Source organism: Paenibacillus sp. PvR133 (assembly GCF_017833155.1).
Classification (GTDB): domain Bacteria; phylum Bacillota; class Bacilli; order Paenibacillales; family Paenibacillaceae; genus Paenibacillus; species Paenibacillus polymyxa_B.
In genome coordinates this window covers 3850675-3871977 of sequence record NZ_JAFIBS010000001.1, presented here as the reverse complement: position 1 = coordinate 3871977, position 21303 = coordinate 3850675, and the positions used below count along the sequence as shown (strand labels likewise).

General features: G+C 48.0%; 8 protein-coding genes. 3 read left to right on the top strand and 5 right to left on the bottom strand.

The window, feature by feature from the left end; genetic code table 11:
* Positions 1-43: 43 nt before the first annotated feature.
* A complete protein-coding gene (gene nadA / locus JOE49_RS16995) occupies positions 44-1150 on the bottom strand; it encodes a quinolinate synthase NadA (RefSeq protein ID WP_209942046.1) in 1107 nt (368 codons plus the stop codon).
* 166 nt (positions 1151-1316) lie between these two features.
* On the opposite strand from nadA, the gene JOE49_RS16990 reads away from it, so the two are divergent.
* Positions 1317-2471: an IscS subfamily cysteine desulfurase gene (locus JOE49_RS16990; RefSeq protein ID WP_209942044.1), complete on the top strand. Its 1155-nt coding sequence runs from the start codon at positions 1317-1319 to the stop codon at positions 2469-2471.
* Positions 2468-3007, top strand: coding sequence for a transcription repressor NadR (locus tag JOE49_RS16985; RefSeq protein WP_028541390.1), 540 nt, complete (start codon positions 2468-2470; stop codon positions 3005-3007). Before JOE49_RS16990 ends, JOE49_RS16985 begins: the two co-directional genes overlap by 4 nt.
* Positions 3008-3140: 133 nt before the next feature.
* On the opposite strand, the gene greA is transcribed toward JOE49_RS16985, so the two are convergent.
* Positions 3141-3620, bottom strand: a complete 480-nt coding sequence (gene greA, locus JOE49_RS16980; RefSeq protein WP_013310174.1) for a transcription elongation factor GreA — start codon at positions 3618-3620, stop codon at positions 3141-3143.
* Positions 3621-3985: 365 nt separating this feature from the next.
* Between greA and JOE49_RS16975 the strand changes: the two genes are divergently transcribed.
* Entirely contained in the window at positions 3986-4333 is a 348-nt protein-coding gene (locus JOE49_RS16975) for a hypothetical protein (protein ID WP_023988452.1), read from the top strand.
* 310 nt (positions 4334-4643) lie between these two features.
* Here JOE49_RS16975 and JOE49_RS16970 read toward each other — a convergent pair whose 3' ends face one another.
* The 3 genes from JOE49_RS16970 to JOE49_RS16960 form a co-directional block, all read right to left on the bottom strand.
* The gene (locus JOE49_RS16970) at positions 4644-7679 is read right to left on the bottom strand and encodes a chitinase N-terminal domain-containing protein (protein ID WP_209942042.1); all 3036 of its coding nucleotides are present in this window, start codon (positions 7677-7679) and stop codon (positions 4644-4646) included.
* Between the two features lie 98 nt (positions 7680-7777).
* The gene (locus JOE49_RS16965) at positions 7778-9679 is read right to left on the bottom strand and encodes a serine hydrolase domain-containing protein (protein WP_209942040.1); all 1902 of its coding nucleotides are present in this window, start codon (positions 9677-9679) and stop codon (positions 7778-7780) included.
* Positions 9680-9944: 265 nt separating this feature from the next.
* Complete coding sequence (locus tag JOE49_RS16960; RefSeq protein ID WP_209942038.1) at positions 9945-21158, bottom strand: non-ribosomal peptide synthetase; 11214 nt, start codon at positions 21156-21158, stop codon at positions 9945-9947.
* Positions 21159-21303: the final 145 nt, after the last annotated feature.

The window sequence follows — 21303 nt, the reverse complement described above, 5'->3', positions numbered from 1 at the left end:
GACCAAAGATTTTAAGCAGCATTCTCGCTGGAACAGCAAAAGGTTAACGGATAGCAAGCATACGATTCAATGCTAGTACAGCATCCTGTCTGATCTGAGCATCCACACGAATCACACCCACAGGCTCACCCCGATCAAACTGCTCCATTGCCCACAGCAAATGGGGAAGATCGATCCGGTTCATGGTCAGACAGGGACACATATCGGGATTGAGCGATTCAATCTGCTGTTCAGGGTACTGCTGTTTGATTCGTTGCACGAGATTCATTTCTGTGCCAACAGCCCATTGGGTTCCCGGCTCTGCCGCGCGAATGGTATCGATGATGAATTTTGTGGAGCCCGCACAATCTGCGAGCTGTACGACCTCATAAGAGCATTCGGGGTGAACGATGACCCGGATGTTCTTATCACGCTCACGGACGTTGCGAATATGATCTACCGTGAATTTTTCATGTACTGAACAGTGCCCTTTCCATAAAATAATTTTTACGGTTGCCGGGTCCTGTTCAGTCTCCAGCTGATCGGTCATGGGATTCCACACGGCCATTTCAGCCAGCGGAATTCCAAGATCGTAAGCTGTATTGCGGCCCAAATGCTGATCCGGCAAAAACAAAATACGTTCCTTTTGCTTAAGCGCCCATTCCAGCACTTGTTTGGCATTCGAAGAGGTCACGGTAGCCCCGCCATGTCGCCCTACAAAGGCTTTGATCTCTGCTGTGGAATTTACATACGTTAACGGTATGATCGTATCTCCTACCCATTCCTGTAAATGCTTCCATGCTCGTTCTGTCTGCTCTATGTTCGCCATATCTGCCATTGAGCAGCCTGCGCGCATATCCGGCAGTACAACAGTCTGTCGATCGGTAGTCAGCATATCCGCTGTCTCCGCCATAAAATGTACCCCACAAAATACAATAAACTCCGCTTCCTGATTTTGTGCAGCCATTTGAGCAAGCTGTAGAGAATCTCCTGTTATATCAGCAAACTGAATAACCTCGTCCTTCTGATAGTGATGGCCTGGTATAAGCAGCTTGGGTCCCCATTTTTGTTTCAGCTCGGCCACTCGCTGCTCCATGTCAGCAACCGTCAGTGTCTTATAATGCTCTGGTATAAGCCCTCTATTTCCTTGTAAAATGTCAAGCATAGACATTAGAATCCCTCCATATCGATGCGGCTGATCGTTTCCGCTCTCACGAACAGATAACCGCTTTGTGTACATAACTGTTTACAAGTGTCTTGACACTTATATTTACACATGCCTACAATAATCTCAAGAGTTTTTGAATGGAATTATTTTTAAGCAGGGAGGAATTGCTGTGATTTATCTGGACTATGCCGCTTCCACACCTATGTGTGACGAAGCTTTAAATATGTATAACGTATTAAATAAGGAAATGTTCGGAAATGCCAGCAGCCTCCATGATGCGGGCGGTCAAGCAGCCTACACGCTGGATTACAGCAGGCAACGAATAGCAAATATGATTGGCGGGCAAAAGGAAGGCATCTATTTTACAACCGGGGGAACAGAATCCAATATGTTGATTGTGCAATCAATCCTGAACGGGTTGCCACAGCATAAAAAGCATTGGATCATGAGCGCTTTGGAACATCACTCGATGTACAACCTTGCTACTTTGCTGGAACGGCAGGGCTATGAACTGACCATTGTGCAACCGGATCGGGAAGGACGAATGACTCGCGAAGCTCTTTTACCTCACCTGAGAGAAAACACCGGACTTGTCTCCGTACAACACGCCAATTCGGAAACGGGACTGATTCAGGACCTTGCTGCCTTATCTCCCCTGCTACGCGAACGGGGTATTTTGCTGCACAGTGATGCAGTACAGACATTTGGGAATATTCTTGTAGATGTAGAAGCCATGGGAGTAGATGCACTCTCTGTATCGAGCCATAAAGTGTATGGCCCCAAAGGTGTCGGTGCTGCATATCTCAAACCCGGAACCCCGTGGCGTCCCGTGTACCCTGATACGCTACACGAAAACGGATTCCGTCCTGGAACGGTTAATGTTCCCGGAATTGCAGCCTTTGTCGCGGCGGCAGAAATGATGACTGAACAGATGGAGTCGCATCAGGAGCGATATGCTACCCTGAGAAGACACTTTATTACGAAAATTCAGGAAAGATCTATTCCGTTACGTTGGGTCGTACAGGAAAGCCAGAATAAAGCAGTGCTTCATCATATCGTAGGATGTTTTTTTCACGGTTACGAGGGGCAATATGTTATGCTTGAATGTAATCGCAGAGGTGTCTGTATATCAACCGGAAGCGCATGTGCTGCCGGACACCACGATCCTTCGCCTGCCTTACAAGCGCTTGGAGCATCCGACCGTGAAGCATTACAATTTATCCGTATTTCTTTCGGAAGGGCAACCACCATCGAGGAATTGAATGTACTGGTAGATATTTTGACAGACCTGACGCATCGACAAGAAAGGAGCTTATCCCGTTGACTGAATCTTTAAAGCGGTCAGGTACGGATCGCCGCGAGCAGCTGCTGTTGTGGCTGAAGAGCGAATCACCGCTGACCGGGAGCGAACTGGCACGCAGATCCTCCGTTTCCAGACAAGTAATTGTACAGGATATTTCCCTGTTAAAAGCAAGCCAAGAGCCTATCCTTGCAACGAGTCAAGGATATATTTATATGGAGCCTGCGGGTCAGACAGCCCCCTTAGCCTCACGTATTATTGTGTGTAAACATCGACCTGAACAGACAGAAGAGGAACTAAAGCTGATTGTGGACTACGGTGTAAGTGTGCAGGATGTTATTGTTGAGCATCCGGTATACGGGGATCTAACTGCTCCGATACGGGTTGGAACTCGCAAGGAAGTGGACGATTTTATCCGTAAAATCAGTTCCACCCAGGCCACTTATTTGTCCCAGCTGACGGGAGGCATCCACCTGCATACCTTGAATGCCTCGGATGAAGATAAAATTAACGATGCCTGCGCTGCACTGGAGCAAGCAGGCTTCCTGATGACGGACTAACTTAGTGCGCTATAGCGGAGTAAAGAAAATCCTGTCCAGTATGTGGAGTGCAACTGTGCTCCACATGGACGGTATGTAAGTAGCGAGAAATAAAAAAATCCCGGCCCCCTCATATAAGGGAATCGGGAATGAACTATGTGAGCTTAATTTCAAGCAACTCATATTTGATTACAGCCATGGGTGCATCCACATGAATGATACTGCCCACTTCTTTCCCCAAAAGTGCCTTGCCTAAAGGACTCTCATAGGAAATTTTGTTATCCAGAACATCCGCCTCAGCAGGACTTACAATTTTGTATTCCATCTTCTCCGAAAATTCGATGTCATTCAGAATGACAGTCGATCCGATACTAACGGTTCTAAGGTCTAAATTACTCTCGTCCACGACCCGGGCTTTGGTCAGCATCTTCTCCAATATGAGAATGCGGGTTTCCATAAATGCTTGGTCGTCCTTGGCTGAGTGATACTCACTATTTTCCTTCAAATCACCGTAGCTGATAGCCAACTTAAGCCGTTCGGCTAGCTCCTTACGTTTTACGGTCTTCAGTTCCTTAAGCTCATCCTCTAGCTTGGCCAATCCCTCTTTAGTTAACAATACTTCTTCATTCGACATATTTTATCTACAACTCCTATTTCAGCATTTGCTTAATTCCAATTCAACGCTCAAAAATACAATAAACGAACTAAACCGTTTCGGTCTAAACATTGCTGATTGGAAACGCTCTTGGGATGTATGCAAATTGCTCATTTGGCTTGCTTTATTGTAGTTTACTCTAAATCGGACCAACATGCGAAATAAATTACTGATAATAGTAGCCAACTACCTTCAGCCAGGGTGATTCTTATAGTAACCAATGCTCTCTTATTCGCATATCGTATGATCATAACGTATATTGATGAGCACATGCAGTGCCGCTGTCCTTGTCCCGAATTTTGTGAAAACCAGGCAGGAGCAGTATATGGCGGGAGGAAGATTCAATGGCTTCCTTAGGAAAGAATGGTAATGGGAATGGGAATCGTAAATCCAAATCCCCCCCCAACGGTCAAAAGAAAAATGGATTAAACAGTAATTCGGCTATCTTTTCTGCTCTTCAAGGGAAAAATGTGGAGGTCTTAGTGGCAGCCCTCCTACTAACAGGAAAACTAAACGTCGATTCCGTGACTTTATACAGACAAGCAACATTGTTTTTGGGACTCACAGGAAAATACAAAACATTAGCATCTACTCCTTCCAATGTCGATAATATGGTGAAATTTTTAAATGATAACGGGAACATGACACTGGACCAGGTAATACAGGCCTTTTCACAGAAAGTAAACAATTAACAAGTGGCGAAAGGAGATATTTGTGGTGAGTGAGTTTGATGGAGAATATTTTGCAGAGGTTGTCATTATTGTGATACTAGTTGCCTTGTTCTTCTATGGCTCCTCAGATATAGAGGGACTGTCTGCTCAACCAACACAATCCTAAAATGATAGTACCCGCTGCGGGTACTTTTTTCATGCTTCTCTCTTATATAAATACAGCTCGACAGAACACCATAGTGGCAGACATATCGTAAAAATAAAATAGAGCATCTATAGACTCTCGAAGGTCAATAGATGCTCTTACTTTTTAACGGACCATCCTTTCTACTTAATGGCCCTTTACTTCTACACTTATCGTTTGACTAGAAACTTCTCCTGAAGCATTGACTAACTCGGCCCGATACTCGTATGTACCCGGCTTTTGATTTTGGATGTTGGTGACTGCACTTTGGGCCTGCGGGCTTTGGCTTGGAAGATCCTGGGCGTCGATCAGTTCTCCATTTTCATATAAGTTGTATTTTGTCGCATTCGTGCCCCACCACATGTTCATTGTAAGGGTGTAGGTGCCGTCACCGTCCCAATTGTCATGAGACAGCACTGGAATACCAGGCGAAGCATCGGTCACTTCAACAGTTAACGGGTCGCTGGTCGTTTTACCAGAAGCGTTGATCAGTTCTACAGTATACGTGTAGGTACCATTGGTCTTGCCTGTAACAGGAATGACTGCATGCTGTGCTCCAGGGGAAGCGGCTTGCAACGATTGGGTGCCAATCAGCTTGTCGTTTTCATACAACTTGAGCTCATCACCATTCGTACCCCACCACAGATTCATGGTGATGTTGTAGTTGCCATCCTTCAGCCCGGTGTCCTGCCCGTTATCATGCGACAGCACAGGTTTTCCTGGCACTTCACCTACAGCAGTCTTTTTGACTCTAACGGCTACAGGATTGGATACCACTGTTTGACCGTCCAAGGTGACGCTGGCTGTAATCTCCGCGCTCCCCTCTTTTAGGGCCTTAAGTTCTCCATACGTATCCAGTGAAACGGATTCATGACTGCTGATATACTGAACAGAAGCGCGGCTTAAATCAGCTTCGCTGCCATCTGTCAGCGTACCCTTGAGATGTGTCGCTGCCGTATCCCCAATGTTGAGGGTCGTTGGATCCAGTGAAAGCTCTACTTCCTGCAATGCTGCGCCTGTCTGAGCTGAAAAATCATCCAGTCCACGCGGTTTTAACTGATAATTCCCTTTGAAAATCGCCGAAATTCCCTTCAGCTTCACTTGCTGTCCTTCTTGATATGGAAAAGCTGTCCGTGTTAAGCCTGTACGTGCATCGACGCGCACATGGTGACTTACTTCACCAGATACTGCATCAAATTCAAACGAACCTACGGGAGTCGCGTCTATCACATTACGAATCATTGCCGTAGGAAGCTCAACTAACTGTCCTTGGTTCGCATCACTGAGTTCGGTGACTTGTACAGCTTCCGGCGTTTGTCCTTCTCCCGTTTTTTCAATTGCCACTGGATCGGTTAACTCTAGCTCATTATTATACAGTGCCAAGCTTGCTGTAAGCTTTACTCGATCACCTTGGTGAAAGCCGCTTTGGTTCTGATATACATAAATCCCACCACTTTCATCCTGCATGTAAAAGGCTTGACCGCCGAATGCACCTGGTTCTGTCGTCACAACACCCTCTAAGGTCACGACTTTGCCAGCCGGGAGACTCCGTGCTTCTGCGACACTGATACGAGCTGGAATCGGATTGCCTTCCTCGGGCAACGGCTGGGCCGGGACATCAGCCAGCACGACGGGTTGGGTCAGCAGATTGCTGCCGTTTAGCCTCAGTCTAAGATTAGCTGAACCACTGGTTCCCGGCTTGATCCGCACCGTCAAGTCCTTATAGGCATGCCCTTTGCCGTTGGACTCCAGACTAAATGTTCCGCTATAGCCGTATGTGGTTGGCCAGCTTCCATCCGGATTTTGAATCTGGGCTACTTGATTGCCACCCGCTACATAAATACCTGTGCTAAATCCGCTAATCGTGCTGTTAGGAGCCAGTTGGTCGGCAGTAACTCGAATTTGAAAAGGCTCTGCATTGGGCAGCTGCTCTTGACGAACGATGCTGTACACTGGTTGCGCACTGGCTGTAGATCCGCCATAGGACCCTGCCTTGAATGTTCGCTGATCCCACCATTTGTAGCCGGCTGCGGGAGCGGACCAAGGCTCGGCTTGTGGTTCCGTGGAAGTCTGTGGCTCTTCAAAAGGCAGTAATGCCGTCGGCTGGTCCAGCTGTAAGCTTTTCACTTCCGTCAGGCTGGTATACTCCTCCTTGTTGGACAACCAGTCTACGATATTGACCAGTAACACGGCGTCATCCTGCTCCTTAAAGCCGTCATACGTTGTCTTCTTGGTTCCTGTCTCTTCGCGCAAATATTTTGGCGTTGCATCTTCAACAGGAGACGAGTCCCCAATGAAAGCAGCTTTGCCTAGCCCTACTTTCGATACAGCTGCATAAGGTCCTTCTGGAATGCCGCCTCCGTTATAAACGCCCTGATCTACCGCGTTGCCCCAAGCCTGATTGGTTTTAGGGAGATATACGATTCCCTTGGCTTTCGCCGGGTCGATAATCGCGAGTGTTGATCCTGCATGCATTGCCACATTACTCACTCCAGCTGTAATGCCGAACGCCTGCGCTGGCTCGACAATCTGATTAGCCGTGATATCGCCTAATGCATTGTAGCGAAAGCGCACACCAAACTGGCTGCCCAGCCAATCTGAGCTGACTACGCCCTGCATTGCTGCCGAGCTTTTTTCTTCTGCACTCATTCCCTTCGCAGGGTCTTCCCATGCACCACGACGGTAGCCATTAATGCTCTCCGATCCATCCCAGCGATTCTTGTTGCGGTCCGCGTTATAATGATCTCCAATGAAAAAAATACTATTGCCTGCTTTTACATACTGCTCCATTGCAGCCTGTTCGCTCTGTTTAAAAGGAATATTTGGCTCTGCCGTAACAAATACATCATAATTCTTTAGATCATTGTAAGTAATAGGCGTAGATTGGCGAAGCTCGTGTACATCATAGCCATTACTCGCGAGGGCTTGGCCGAAGTCTGAAAATCCACCATCAATCACCCAATCTGCTGCGCCAGCTGTCTGTCCATGTGTATTATCAAACAGCACTTTTTTACCAGCGTTCTCATTGACCACTTTCGCTGCAATGAAGGGGGCTGGGTCCGCCGGACCTTCTGCCCGTGCCGGTTGTATGCTGCCCGCAACACCAGCGTACAACGATAAAGTGAAAACCATAGCAGTTGCGTATTTGAAGCTACGGGATGTAAAGCGACGAAAGATTCCCATTCTTTCCCTCCTGTTTGTTGGTTTAAAGCCCCTCTGGGGGCATCAGATACAAATTTTAGCATTCATTTATGTTCGAATATGCATTGTTTTGTAAATCTTTAGGAATAATGAATAGGAAGGAAATTCCAATAAAAAAGATACACCGTATGCAGCAATGTGAGTACCGCAAATAGGATTTTCCCGGCAGCTCGGGTTCTTCTTTCCCCTGTAATCAGCTTTGCGCCATTCACGATTAATACCCACACGGCAATGAGTGCTGAAATGAGTGGCAGCGTGCAAATTCCCCAGATATACCACGCGGAATAGCCATACACGATCTGATTGTTACCATAGATGACCTGCACCCCGAGAAAAATCGTATTTAGTGACGCAATGAATGCAAGGTTGGACGAAATGTGATTGTTCGTTTTACGGATATCTCTGATCACATATCTTACGATCCAAATTAGCAAGGTTGTGATGAAAAATAAGGATGCGGCAGCGTAGCTGACGAGCAGGGTCCAGGTACGGTGCCAAAGTGTCGTCTGCTTCATGGTCTTACTATCCGGGGCAACCATCATCCACGTACCGTTTTCCTGATACAGCAAAATTTTAAGCTGGCCCCCCTTTTCCACAAACAATCCATCGTCTGCTGCTTGAAAAACTTTGTCTGTTGCTTCATTCTCATTTGGATATTTTCCTTTAACAATTAACGTATGATCATCTTGAATTCGCACGGTGTATGTAATGCTTCCCAGTATCCGAATCCATTTTCCCCACCCATGAACAGGATTAGAATCCACCTGATATACGCCCTCAATCTCTGGCGAAAGCTTCACTTGGGTGGAAGAACGAGCTAGTGATTGCGAAACGGCCTTCGGCTCTGAGGGCAGCATTTGGGCTATCGCATGGATGACTTTTCCATGAAGCAGGGTGTCCGTGTCAGCTGAATTAATGATCACAAAAATACCGATCTTTTGCGACGGAATCAGTACCATTTCGGAAATAAAATCATCAATTTCCCCGGTAGCCCACAGCATAGGTACTCCCGTCTCCAAATGACCACGGAAAAATCCGTAGCCTACGCCATCCAGGCGTGCATCGACTGCAAATTGCTGCGCATGCATCACTTTTACCGTATGTGGCTGGAGCACCACTTTGCCCTCATACTTGCCCTGGTTTAAATGAGTGATCAGATAATGGGAAAACTCGTTGGGTGTGACGTTCAACGCTCCTGCTCCCGGCAGATTGATATATGACAAAGGCTGTTTCAAATACGCTCCATCCTTCCACTGATACGATTGGGCCAGTGCCGGATGATTTAACGGCAATTCCAGCGTCGCGCTGGGCATATTCATCGGCTGGAACAGATGTGTACGGAGGTAGTCGTTCAGTCTCTGACCGCTTACTTGCTCCACGATATTACCGATCAGACCGTAGGCGACATTGCTGTAATCATACTGAATTCCAGGTTTGCGGATGGGAGGCTGATTTTGAAAATACGCACTGAGATACTGCTCTGTGGGCAAAACGCCTGCCCGAGTCGAGCTGTTAATGTCGTACAGCGCTTCATCCAATCCTGAGGTATGTGTCAAAAGCTGATGCAAATTGAAAGGCTGATTTTGGTATTGCGTAGTTTTATAGCTGTGGAGATAGCTGTTCACGTCTTCATTCAAATCAAGCTTGTTTTGCTCAACCAGTTGCATCGTGGCGCTTGCACTAAATGATTTGGTTAGAGAGCCGACACGAACAATGGTCTTCGCTGGATCGAATGCCACTTTCCGCTCCATATCTGCATATCCATAGCCTTTACTAAAAAGGATTTGGTTTTCCTGGGTCACGACGACTGCAGCCCCCGGAATATGCAATTTTTCCAATTCTGTACTCATAATATTGTCCACTGTTTTTTCCAATGAATCAGGTGTTATGCTGTCTGTTGCCCATGCCGAAGCAATGAGCAGGTTCGAGAGAAACAACGCTGCTAAAAAAGCGGATAGGTAGCAAATGCCTTTATTCTTCATATTGAAGTACCATCCTTACGTATGAAGTTGATTTAATGATTTGAACCGTGCGGTGATTGCATAGCGAGCAGATATTTATACTCCATATGGAAGCCATCAGCATGGCGCTATGGAATCATCGCACTTCCCATCGCGGGAGTGCACATAATAAAGCGAATCCTGATCGAGTCGCGTAAGCAGAAGGCTTCTTACCTGTCGATCAGGATTCATGTGTTACAGATTAAAAATTAGTGATTCAGTTCGTTACATCATCGACCGTAGATTTTCAAGATTTATGATGTGCCAAGTCTTGTGTCATGTCTTTGTCCGTGTTCCGAGTTATCTTTTGTATGGTGGCACGGATACTTTTTACATTTTCCTCGATAAATCCGGGTTCCAGCAGTTCATAATGATTGCCAATCAAGCTATGCTCTTCATAGCTACCTTGTGTAGCGTCTTTCCATAAAAGTCGATTATCTCCTGTACCCTTGACCGTTTCCGATCCAACGGCGACAAAGCCGTGAATATTCGCCTGAACGCTCTCTGTATTCACAAGCTGGTTGCCATATACCGCGTAAGCGATCATTTTACGTTGGTACGTTTCATTCAACAGCTCACGGTAGGAGTAGGGAACTTGTTCCAGCATGTCATGAATTTCATGCTCTGTTTCTTCAACTGTGAAGGGCAGGGCTTCCGCCCTTTTGACCGAATCGAGCATAAAAATATCGGATACAGTATGACCTTGACGTTCCAGTGTGTCAGCAACCTTATGCGCCAGATTACCACCTATGGAATAACCAAGCAGCACATACGGACCTTGCGCTTGCGTGCTGACGATCAAATCAACGTAACGTGCCAGCATGGCCTGCTCATCCGCAGCATCATCTACGAACTCCAACCCATACACGACTGCGTCCTGATCCAGTTGTTTCGCAAGCTCCGCGAACGACAGCCCGTATCCAAGCATAGGAGGAAAGCAGAAGATGGAGATCGGACCGTGTTCATTCAACCGAATGATTGGACTATCGGCCTTGTACTGCAGATCGGCTTTCAATAATGTGAACGCCTGCGCTTCTATAGTCGGGAAGTCCAGAACACTACGGATGGGAAGCTCAATATCTGTAGCAAGGTGAACTTTGCGTATAAGCTCCAGTACTTTTAAGGAATGTCCACCTAACGTGAAAAAGTCATCGTGGATACCCACTTGTGGAATTTCAAGTACTTCCTGCCAAATGGCTGCCAGCAACTGTTCCACATCGGTTCGCGGTGCGACATATTCTATACCCGTGTGCAGCCCTTTGTCCGGCACAGGTAAAGCTTTGCGGTCGATTTTGCCGTTTGTCGTCAGCGGAAACCGATCCAGCTGTACAAATGCGGATGGAATCATATAGCTCGGCAGACTGGCCGACATCGCAGCTCGAATCTCACGGATGGTCAGCTGTTCATCGGCAGTGAAGTAAGCACATAATTGCTGCTGACCTGCTCCATCCCGCAAAGCGATAACAACGCTATCCCGCACGGACGGTACACTTGCCAGCCGCGCCTCCACCTCGCCCAGCTCAATCCGGTAACCGCGAATTTTAACCTGTTGATCAATCCGTCCAGCGTATTCCAGTATGCCGTCTTCACGCCAGCGAACAAGGTCTCCCGTACAGTACAGGCGATCTCCGTCCACCCACGGGTTAGCAAGAAATCTCTCAGCCGTCAGCTCAGGACGGTTTAGATAACCACGTGCAACTCCGTCTCCGCCGACAACCAGCTCACCCCAAGCTCCGACCGGTTGCAGGTTAAATGACGAATCCACAACATACGCCGTCGAATTGCGGATGGGGCGTCCGATCGGCACAGAATCCAGCTGTTCTTCCGTAATGTGATACGTCGTCGAAAAGGTTGTATTTTCCGTTGGCCCATAGCCGTTAATGATGTTGATGTCCGGATTATCGCGCAGAACCCGGTTAATATGGGGTGCAGACAAAACATCACCACCAACGAGCAAATACTTCACATCGCCGAAAAGTTTACTATCCTGCTGTGAAAGCTGATTAAATAACGGTGTGGTTAGCCACATCATGGTGACGCGATGATCCCGTATCGTCTCTTTAAGCTTGGCCGCGTCCAATAGATCATCCTTATGCACAAGAACAAGCTGACCACCGTTCAGCAGCGCGCCCCAAATTTCAAACGTAGATACATCAAATACAAACGCGCAAGTCTGCAGCATTCGGGTCGATTCATCAAATGGCACATAATTCGTATTGCGGACAAGGCGCACGACACTTTGATGCTCAACAACGACACCCTTAGGCTTACCTGTTGAACCTGAGGTATAAATGACATAAGCAGCATGATTACCCGCTCCATCTATACCCAGATTGGAAGCATCTGCACTGTAGGACGTATCCTCATTCAGATTGACAATCTGTCCGTCAAAATAGCAACGATCCAGTAAATCCTGCTGAGCCAGCAGCAGCTTGGCTCCCGAGTCCTCCAGCATATAACGGATACGGTCCTCCGGATATTGAGGGTCTACCGGTACATACGCGCCACCAGCCTTCAAAATAGCGAGTGTTCCTGTAATCATATCCAGTGAGCGCTCCGTCAAAATGCCCACAGGTTCATCGGATTTCACCCCTGCATCACGCAGCGTATGCGCTAAACGGTTGGCTGTCTCATTGAGTTCCCGATAGGTCAATGATTGATGACCCAAAGCTACGGCAATATGATCCGGCGTGCGCTCTGCCTGCTCCTCAAACAGTTTTTGGATCGTGTGATTGCTTGGATATGCAGAGGCAGTGTCATTAAACTCTCCTGTAATTTGTTGTTTTTCCGCCGCTGTAACCAGTTCCAGCTCTTCTACGCAAACATTCGGGTTAAGCAAAACTTGCTCCAACAGGTTCACAAAATGTCCATGCAGACGCTCAATGCCTGTTTGATCATAACTTAACGCGTTATACATAAAACGAATCTTGATGCATTCTCCCGGCATAACGACTAAGCTCAGATCATAGTTAGTCTGCTCTGCAGCCACCACATTGGAAATCGGGAATGTATCCTGCCCGTCACTTCCCAGTTCCTCGACCTGCTCATCTACTGGATAATTTTCAAACACCATAATATGGTTAATTAAATCCTGTTTCTGGTCGGTCAATGCCTGAATCTCAAACAGTGGATACGTATCATATGCATGAGAAGCCAGCGCCTGCTCCTGCGTTTTCTTCATAACTTCTGCAAAAGATTCCCCTGCCTCACTAAGAATGCGAACGGGAATGGTATTAATGAACAAGCCGATAATATCCTCTACCCCGATAATATCTGATGGACGGCCTGAGACGACACTGCCAAATACGACATCACTGTGGTTGTTATATTTTTGCAGCACAATCCCCCATGCGGTTTGTAATAACGTATTCATGGTCACTTGATATCGCTTAGCCGTCTCCTCCACCCGGAGGGTCAACTCACGTTCCAAAACCGTCACCCAATCACTAGCCGTGTTGCCTTCACTCTTGCGACCGGATTTTACAGCTGGTAACGCTGTTTGCTGCTCATATCCGGATAAATAGCTGCTCCAGTAGTCGGTTGCCGCCTTGCGATCCTGTGCTTCCAGCCATTCAATAAAGCGGCTGTACGGCACTGCCGGTGCCAGTTCTGGTACTCTGCCCTCCTGAAGTGCTGCATAGCTTTCAAACACTTCTTTGTTTATAAGGGACAGACACCAGCCGTCCATGACGATATGATGAAAGCTCCATACAAAATGATAGCTGTCTTCTCCGGTACGTAAAATCGCTACACGCAGCAGGACATCCCGACGCAGATCAAAGCCCCGTGCTTTATCTTGTAGCTTGAAATTTTTCACCCAGGAATCTATTTCATCCTCATCTAGATGGTGTAAATCTTCATATTGAAAGCCGCAATCCCGATTTCGATACACCACCTGCAACGGTTCCGTATTTCTGCCAAAATAAAAATGTGTACGCAGCGCCTCATGTCGCCGAACCAGAATATTCAGGCTTTCTGCAAAAGCCCGAATGTCCATCTGACCTCGCATATCATAAGAAACCTGCTCAAAATACGCGTCATTCGCAGCTGCTTGACTATCTAGCTGGCTGTGAAACAGCATCCCTTTCTGCATCGGGGTCAGTGCATATACATTGTCAATCTCACCCGCAGCACCCATTTCAGATAAGAGGCTGTCCAAGCCCTCCACACTCATTCCTTTATAGGAAATATCACTTGGGGTAAGCTCCGGGTGTTCTTTATGGATGCAATGCGCCAAAATTTCACGCAGGCTCGATTCTAGAAATTTCGCCAATCGCTCGATCGTCTCCGCTCTATAGCTCGTACGGCTATAGCTAATCGTCAGACCCAGTTGGCCTCCCGAAATGATGCCGCCAAAATCAAGCGTATACGTTCGAGCCATGGTCGGGCTCAACGGCATCCCACCCTCATATGAGGATGATTGCAAGTCGTTCCCTTTCATATCCTGATCGAACTGTCCCAAATAGTTAAAGCTGATTTCGGGATCTGTCGTAAATATGGCTGGAGATGCCTCCGGTGCCTGTGTCTGGCGGTCGGCTAAATATTTCAGTACACCGTAGCCAATCCCTTTTTGCGGGATGCCGCGCAGTCCTTCCTTCACACGCTTAATCCGTTGCGAAAGTGCCAGTTCTTCCGGCATTTCGAGCAAAACAGGATATTGGCTTGTAAACCACCCTATCGTTCGGGTAATGTCCACCTCTGGTAAAATGGCTTCACGCCCATGTCCCTCCAGATTAATCAGGAAACGCTCATGTCCGCTCCATGCTTGCAATGCCATTCCTACCGCCGTCAACAACAGGTCATTAATTTCTGTACGGTAGGCACGATTGGCCTGCTTGAGCAGCTGCTCTGTCTCTGCATGTGTCCACAAAGCAGTAACCGACTCACTATCGCCAATCAATGGCTTTTCGTGCTCGTTATGCCCGTAATCCTGCGGCAAAGGAGCCAGTTCCGCTTGTGCAAGTTTCCCCCAATACGCTCGCTCACGTTCCATAGCTGGACTGTTGGCATAAGCGTGCAGCTGCTCGGCCCACGTTTGGAACGAATCTGTTTTATGAGGCAGCTGAATCACCTGTTCACCCTTGGAGGCTTGATCATAGGCAGTCGCCAAATCCTCGAATAATATGCGCCAGGATACTCCGTCCACCGCCAAATGATGAATCACGACCAGCAGATGATCTCCATCCGGGCAACGGAACAGCCCCAGTCTCATCAGCGGACCTTCGCTTAGGGAAATACCAGATTGAATTTCATTGCATTTCGCTTCAATTATCTTCGCCAAATCTTGCTTGTTTACATCGCTGTCATTATAGTCAAAGCACTCCAGATGGTACGGTTCGCCTTCCTCTACACTGCGGTTCCATGCTGTACATCCGTTCTCCGACAAACTAAAAACCATACGCAATGCATCATGGTGCGATGTAATCTGATGGAGCGCCCGCCGTAGTGCCTGTTCGTCATAGCCTTCCTGACGATAGAGCATGACAGATTGGTTAAAATAGTGTGGTTCTCCCGTTGGCTGTTCAAAAAACCAGCGCTGAATCGGTGTAAGCACTACATTTCCTGTAACCTCGCCCTGCTCGGCTATTCGGTTAACAGGCTGAATATATGTGCTTAATCCCGCAATTGTCGGGTATTTGAACAAGTCCTTCATTTCCAGCTTGTATCCAGCCTGAAACAAGCGGGACGATACTTGGATGGCCTTGATGGAGTCACCACCCAAATGGAAAAAGTTATCCTGAATTCCAACTTTCGGGATACCAAGAATGGCTCCCCAAGCCGTAGCCAGTGCCTGTTGAACATCCGTTTCGGGTGCCATATAATCCATACCTGTATCGAGATTTTGCTCAGGTGCGGGCAGTGCCCTGCGGTCTACTTTGCCATTCAGCGTCAAAGGCAGTCTGGAGAGCTGCACAAAGTAGGACGGCACCATATAGCTAGGCAGATCCTGCGACAAAATGTTACGTAAGTCGCTGGCGCTCAATTCACTGTCTGTTGCAAAATAGGCACACAGCTGCTTTTGTCCGTGATCGTCCTGCCGCACGGTAACAACCGATTCCTTCACACCTGGAATCGTGGACAAACGGGTTTCAATTTCACCCAGTTCAATGCGGTAGCCGCGAATTTTGACCTGTTCATCCATTCTTCCCTTGTACTCCAGTACACCATCAGCACGCCAACGCACTAAGTCCCCTGTACGATAGCAATATTCTCCAGACCGGAATGGACTTTCAATAAATTTTTCCGCCGTAAGCTCGGGCCGATTCAGATATCCTCGCCCAACGCCGTCGCCACCGACGATCAGCTCTCCCCAGGCTCCGATAGGTTGCAGCTTCAACGAACGATTGACCACATAAGCGGTCGAGTGATCAATTGGACGTCCAATGGGAATAGCCTGGGTTTGCGGTTCTGTAATGTCATAGATGGTGGAAAAGGTGGTGTTCTCCGTCGGCCCATAAATATTGGCCAGGCGAAGCTGCGGGTACTCCTTCAACACACGATTGACGTGTGGTACAGACAATACATCACCACCCACGAGCAACTCCTTCAAGGACGCAAACACTCCGATTTCTTGCTGCGAATACTGATTGAATAAAGCCGTGGTCATGAACATCGTGTTAACACGATACTTGTCAATCGCCTGCTTGAGCTTGGAGGCATCCAGAATAGTGTCATGACTTACCACATACAGTTGTCCCCCGTTCAGCAGCGTTCCCCAAATTTCAAATGTGGAGGCATCGAACACAACTGCACCCAATTGCAGCATACGTGTATTTTCATCAAGCATGGCATAGCTTTTGTTTTTCACTAGGCGCACGACATTACGGTGCTCAATCATCACGCCCTTCGGTTTGCCAGTCGTGCCAGAGGTGTAGATCACATACGCAAGATCCGAGGAAGATCCCCCTGTTGTAATCGCAATTGTTCCATTGGTATAAGCGTCACCTTCAGATTTGCTATTCCATCGTTGTTCATCACTCAAATCGATGACCGGAATGCCGGGTTCAAAAGGCATCTGCTCACGTCGCTGTAACAGTAACAGCCCCGCACTGGAATCCTCCAGTAAATAACGGATACGCTCTTCAGGATAATCGGGATCAATGGGAACGTAAGCCCCTCCGACCTTCAAAATCGCCAGCATACCGACGACCATTTCAATGGAGCGTTCAGCCATAATCCCTACTCGCTGTGTCTCTGGCTCGGACCCGCGCCGTATCCCATGGGAAGCGAGTATGCGTGCCAGACGGTCGGCACGTTCATTCAGCTCGCGGTAGGTAAGCTGCGTGTCCGCAAAGGTGACGGCCAGCCGATCTGGTGATTGCACTACCTGTTCCTCGAACAGCACATGCAGTGCTTGATCTCGTGGATACGGATAGTCTTCTACCGTATCATTGAATCTCTGCACAAGCAGCTCTTTTTCTTGGGCCGAAACCATTTCAATAGCCGAAAGAACGATATCCGGCTGTTTTATAACCGCATTGATAAGCTGCTGCAAATGTTCAGTCAGTCGTTCGATGGTTTCCCGTTTGTACAGCCGAGTTCCGTATTGAAGAGCACAGGAAATTTGTTCTCCATCCTCCACTGCGAACAGACTCAAATCAAATTTGGCCGCCGTTTGTTCACTTGGATAAGATGCCAATTGCAGCCCCGCCAGCTGCTGCTCTTTTTGCTCTAGGTTTTGCAGTGCAAACATGGTGTCAAATAACGGATTACGGCTTAAATCTCGATCCACGCCCAGCTTCTCCACCAGCTCTTCAAACGGATAATCCTGATGTTCAAAAGCCTTTAACGCGTTATCCTTGACCTCCAACACATAATCGCGGAACGTTTTCCCGCCTTCTGGATAATTACGAATTGCCAGTGTATTGACGAACATCCCGATCAGACTGCCAAGATCTGCATGGGGCCGCCCTGCAATTGGCGAACCGACAATAATATCTTCCTGCCCGCTATAGTGGCTAAGCAAAGCCGAATAGGCAGCCAACAGCACCATATATAATGTCGATTCCGTCTGCACCGCAATGCTTTTTAAGCCTTCGCTTTGTCGTTGGTCAAGCGTAAATTCCAGCACATCTCCTTCAAAGCTTCTCACCGCTGGGCGTGAATAATCAGTCGGTAGATCAAGCACAGGTAGCTCTCCTGCGAAGGTATTGAGCCAGTAGTTTTCCTGTTCCCGGTAGCGTTCACTTTGCTGCTGCTTCTGTTGCCAAGCGGCGTAGTCTTTATACTGAATGCGCAGCGATGGCAGCGTGTCGCCTGCATATAAATGAATGAAGTCCTGAATCAGTACATTTATAGAGGTACCGTCCGAAATGATATGATGCATATCTATGAGCAAAATATGATGCTCTGGGTCTGTTTCAATCAAACCAACTCGGAATAACGGAGCTTGCCCCAGATCGAACGGCTGAACAAAGTTATGTACCAGCTCATCCGTTTCCTTTGAGGCAGCTCCGTGAGCATAGGTCAATTCCATGCGAAAAGGAACCTCGTCATGTACTCGCTGGACAGGTTCACCGTTCATGGTCTCAAAACTTGTGCGCAATGTTTCATGGCGTTCAATAAGCTGACGGAACGCGTTATCCAGTGCCTTGTGATCAAGTGAACCGGTCAGAGTCAGGGCACCAGGTATGTTATAGCTAATTCCCGCTCCATCAAGCTGATTGAGGATATACATCCGTTTTTGAGCCGAAGAGACCGCATAAAATGGCTTATTCTCCGTAACAGGGATGGATTCATAGGTGGTTTGCTCCAGTGCTTCAATAACCTGCGCCAGCTGTTCAATTGTCGGATGCTGGAACAAATCCTTTAGCTGCACATTTTTATGCAATTCCTTATAGATGAGTGATATGACATGTGTCGCCCGCAGGGAATGTCCTCCTGCCTCAAAAAAGTTATCCTTAATCCCAATGCGCTCAAGCTCCAGCACATCTTTCCAGATGCTAGCCAGTTGTGCTTGTAATTGATTTTGAGGAGGTACATATTCTGCGCCTGAGCTTACACCTCCCTCTGGCTGTGGCAACGCTCGGCGATCCACCTTGCCGTTGGGCGTCAGTGGCAATTGCTCCAGCTGTACAAAATACGACGGTACCATGTAGCCCGGTAGCTCCTGGCTCAAAGCACTACGCAGCTCACTTTTCGCTACTTCCGCATGGGTGACCACATATGCGCAGAGCAGCTTTTGCCCTTGCTCATCTTCATGTGCAATTACAACAGCTTCTCGGACTGCCTCCAGCTTCAACAGCTGTGCTTCCACCTCGCCCAGCTCAATCCGGTAGCCTCGAATTTTCACCTGCGCGTCGATTCGTCCCTTATATTCCAGCGTCCCGTCCGCATTCCAACGCACCAGGTCCCCTGTACGATAGCAGCGTTCGCCGCCACGGAACGGGCTGTCGATGAACTTTTCGGTCGTCAGGTCTGGGCGGTTGCGATATCCGCGAGCCACCCCGTCACCGCCGACGATCAGCTCCCCCCACGCTCCAATAGGCTGGAGCTGCATCGAACGGTCCACGACATATGCCGTCGAGTTATAAATCGGGCTGCCAATGGGCACAGATGCCGATTGAACGCTGGTAATGGCATGTGTGGTGGAAAAGGTCGTATTTTCCGTCGGACCGTAGCCGTTAATGATATGTAGATTCGGATGGGCCTCCAATACCCGGTTAATATGCGGTACGGACAGCACATCACCACCAACCAACAGCTCCCGCATCCCCTCAAATAGTTCCAAGTCCTGCTGGGATAGCTGATTAAAGAGTGGTGCGGTCAGCCACATCGTGGTAATGCCGTGATTGCGAACAACTTCCTTGAGCTTGGGCGCGTCCAAAATAACATCCTGACTCACCAGCACCAGCTGTCCGCCGTTCAATAGCGCACCCCAAATTTCGAAGGTCGACGCGTCAAAGACAACAGACCCGGTCTGCAAAATGCGCGTGTCGGCATTCAAGCGTGCATAATTTGTGTTTGTCACCAAACGCACGACATTACGGTGCTCCACCATAACCCCTTTGGGCTGGCCTGTAGTCCCTGAGGTGTACATAATATAGGCCAAACGACCAGCTGCGCTCGCCTTCGGTTGTTCTCCAGCCGCATAAGCCTGCTGTATTTGTTCTGCTTGTTCTGATTGCGTAGCTTTTGGTTGCATGGTTTCTGGTTGTATGGTTGTCGTAAAAGCAAGTTCGGGACTGGCGAAAATGGAGTAGAACGGATCTAGGCAGTCCACGTATCCCGGATCAGTATTCGTCCCGTGATCATTCGGTAAAATTGGATCGTAACGATCAGCATCATCCGTTCCATAAATTGCAGCATCGCTAAGGTCAAGCACCATTCCCTTAAAATCAGTGGGCCGATGTTCCATTCGCTGCACGAGCAGTATGTCCGCACCGGAATCCTGCAGCAAATAGCGTATACGCTCATCCGGGTAATCAGAATCAATGGGTACATACGCTCCACCTGCTTTGAGAATTCCGAGCATACCGACAATCATCTCAATCGAGCGTTCAGCTACAATGCCGACCGTCTGCTCAGTGCGGATTCCCTGCTTACGTAAAGAATGAGCCAGTCGGTTGGCCTTTTCATTCAATTCTGCATAGGTTAGGCTATCTTGCCCACACACTACCGCCACCTGCTGTGGTGCCTGCTTCGCCTGTTTCACGAACAATTCATGAATAGACGCATGACGTGGATAATCCACAGTTGTATCGTTGAAGGTATGGACCAGCTGCTCTACTTCTTGCTCTGACAGTACTTGTGCTGTGGAAATCGCCAACTCTGGCTGCTGCAAAACAATAGTGTACAGCCGCAGAAGCTGCTCAACAAAGTGCTCAATCGTCGTCTCGCTATAACGGTCGCTACTATACTTTACGTTCAGGGAGACCGCTTCATGTTCCCATTGAAACTGGAAATCCAGTTCAGATTGTACGTGATTTAAAAAATCAGAAATATGAATATTTTGCAAGGATACTGTGGTGTGAATAAGAGGCTTTTCATCCTCATTACGTTGAATGTCAAGTAATTCAGAATAGTTCCAAAAAGGAATGTTTTGATGTTCAATAGCTTCGCCGACAGAGGTTTTGATTTGAGACAGCAAAGCTTTGAAGGTTGTGCTGGAATCCAGCGTATTTTTCAATAAAAGCAGATGGTTGATCGGCTTTGTAGCACCGTTGCCAGACTTGGCTACCGGGATGCCCAGCAGCACACGTTCCTCACCTGTGTATTTATGCAATAAGCTCTCTACTCCAGCAAGCAGGACCATAAACACGGCCCATGGAGCGCCACCTGTTATAGATGATATTCTTTGGGAAATTTCAGTTGGAAATGTGAGTGTGTACGTATGGGAATTTAAACTCGTTACAGTTGTACTTCTGGACACATGGTTGGTGTATGGCAGGCAGATGATATGATCCTCAGATTCCAGTTTATGACTCCAGTAATTTTTTTCCTTCTCAAATAAGGCTTTCAATGACATCCCTCCTGCTTCATGGGGCCTGTTCCCCCGGTTGGAATGGTGCGTTGTTACGTACATGAGCGTTGTATCGAAAAAATAATACTTTGCAGGCAAGGGCAGTCGGATAAGCCGCCGCCCTCTGCACACGCAAAGTGAAATC

Excerpts from the sequence above, each read along its gene's own strand:
- greA (WP_013310174.1), bottom strand. The coding sequence starts at position 3,620 with ATGTCGAATGAAGAAGTATTGTTAACTAAAGAGGGATTGGCCAAGCTA.
- JOE49_RS16970 (WP_209942042.1), bottom strand. The coding sequence starts at position 7,679 with ATGGGAATCTTTCGTCGCTTTACATCCCGTAGCTTCAAATACGCAACT.
- nadA (WP_209942046.1), bottom strand. The coding sequence starts at position 1,150 with ATGTCTATGCTTGACATTTTACAAGGAAATAGAGGGCTTATACCAGAG.
- JOE49_RS16975 (WP_023988452.1), top strand. The coding sequence starts at position 3,986 with ATGGCTTCCTTAGGAAAGAATGGTAATGGGAATGGGAATCGTAAATCC.
- JOE49_RS16965 (WP_209942040.1), bottom strand. The coding sequence starts at position 9,679 with ATGAAGAATAAAGGCATTTGCTACCTATCCGCTTTTTTAGCAGCGTTG.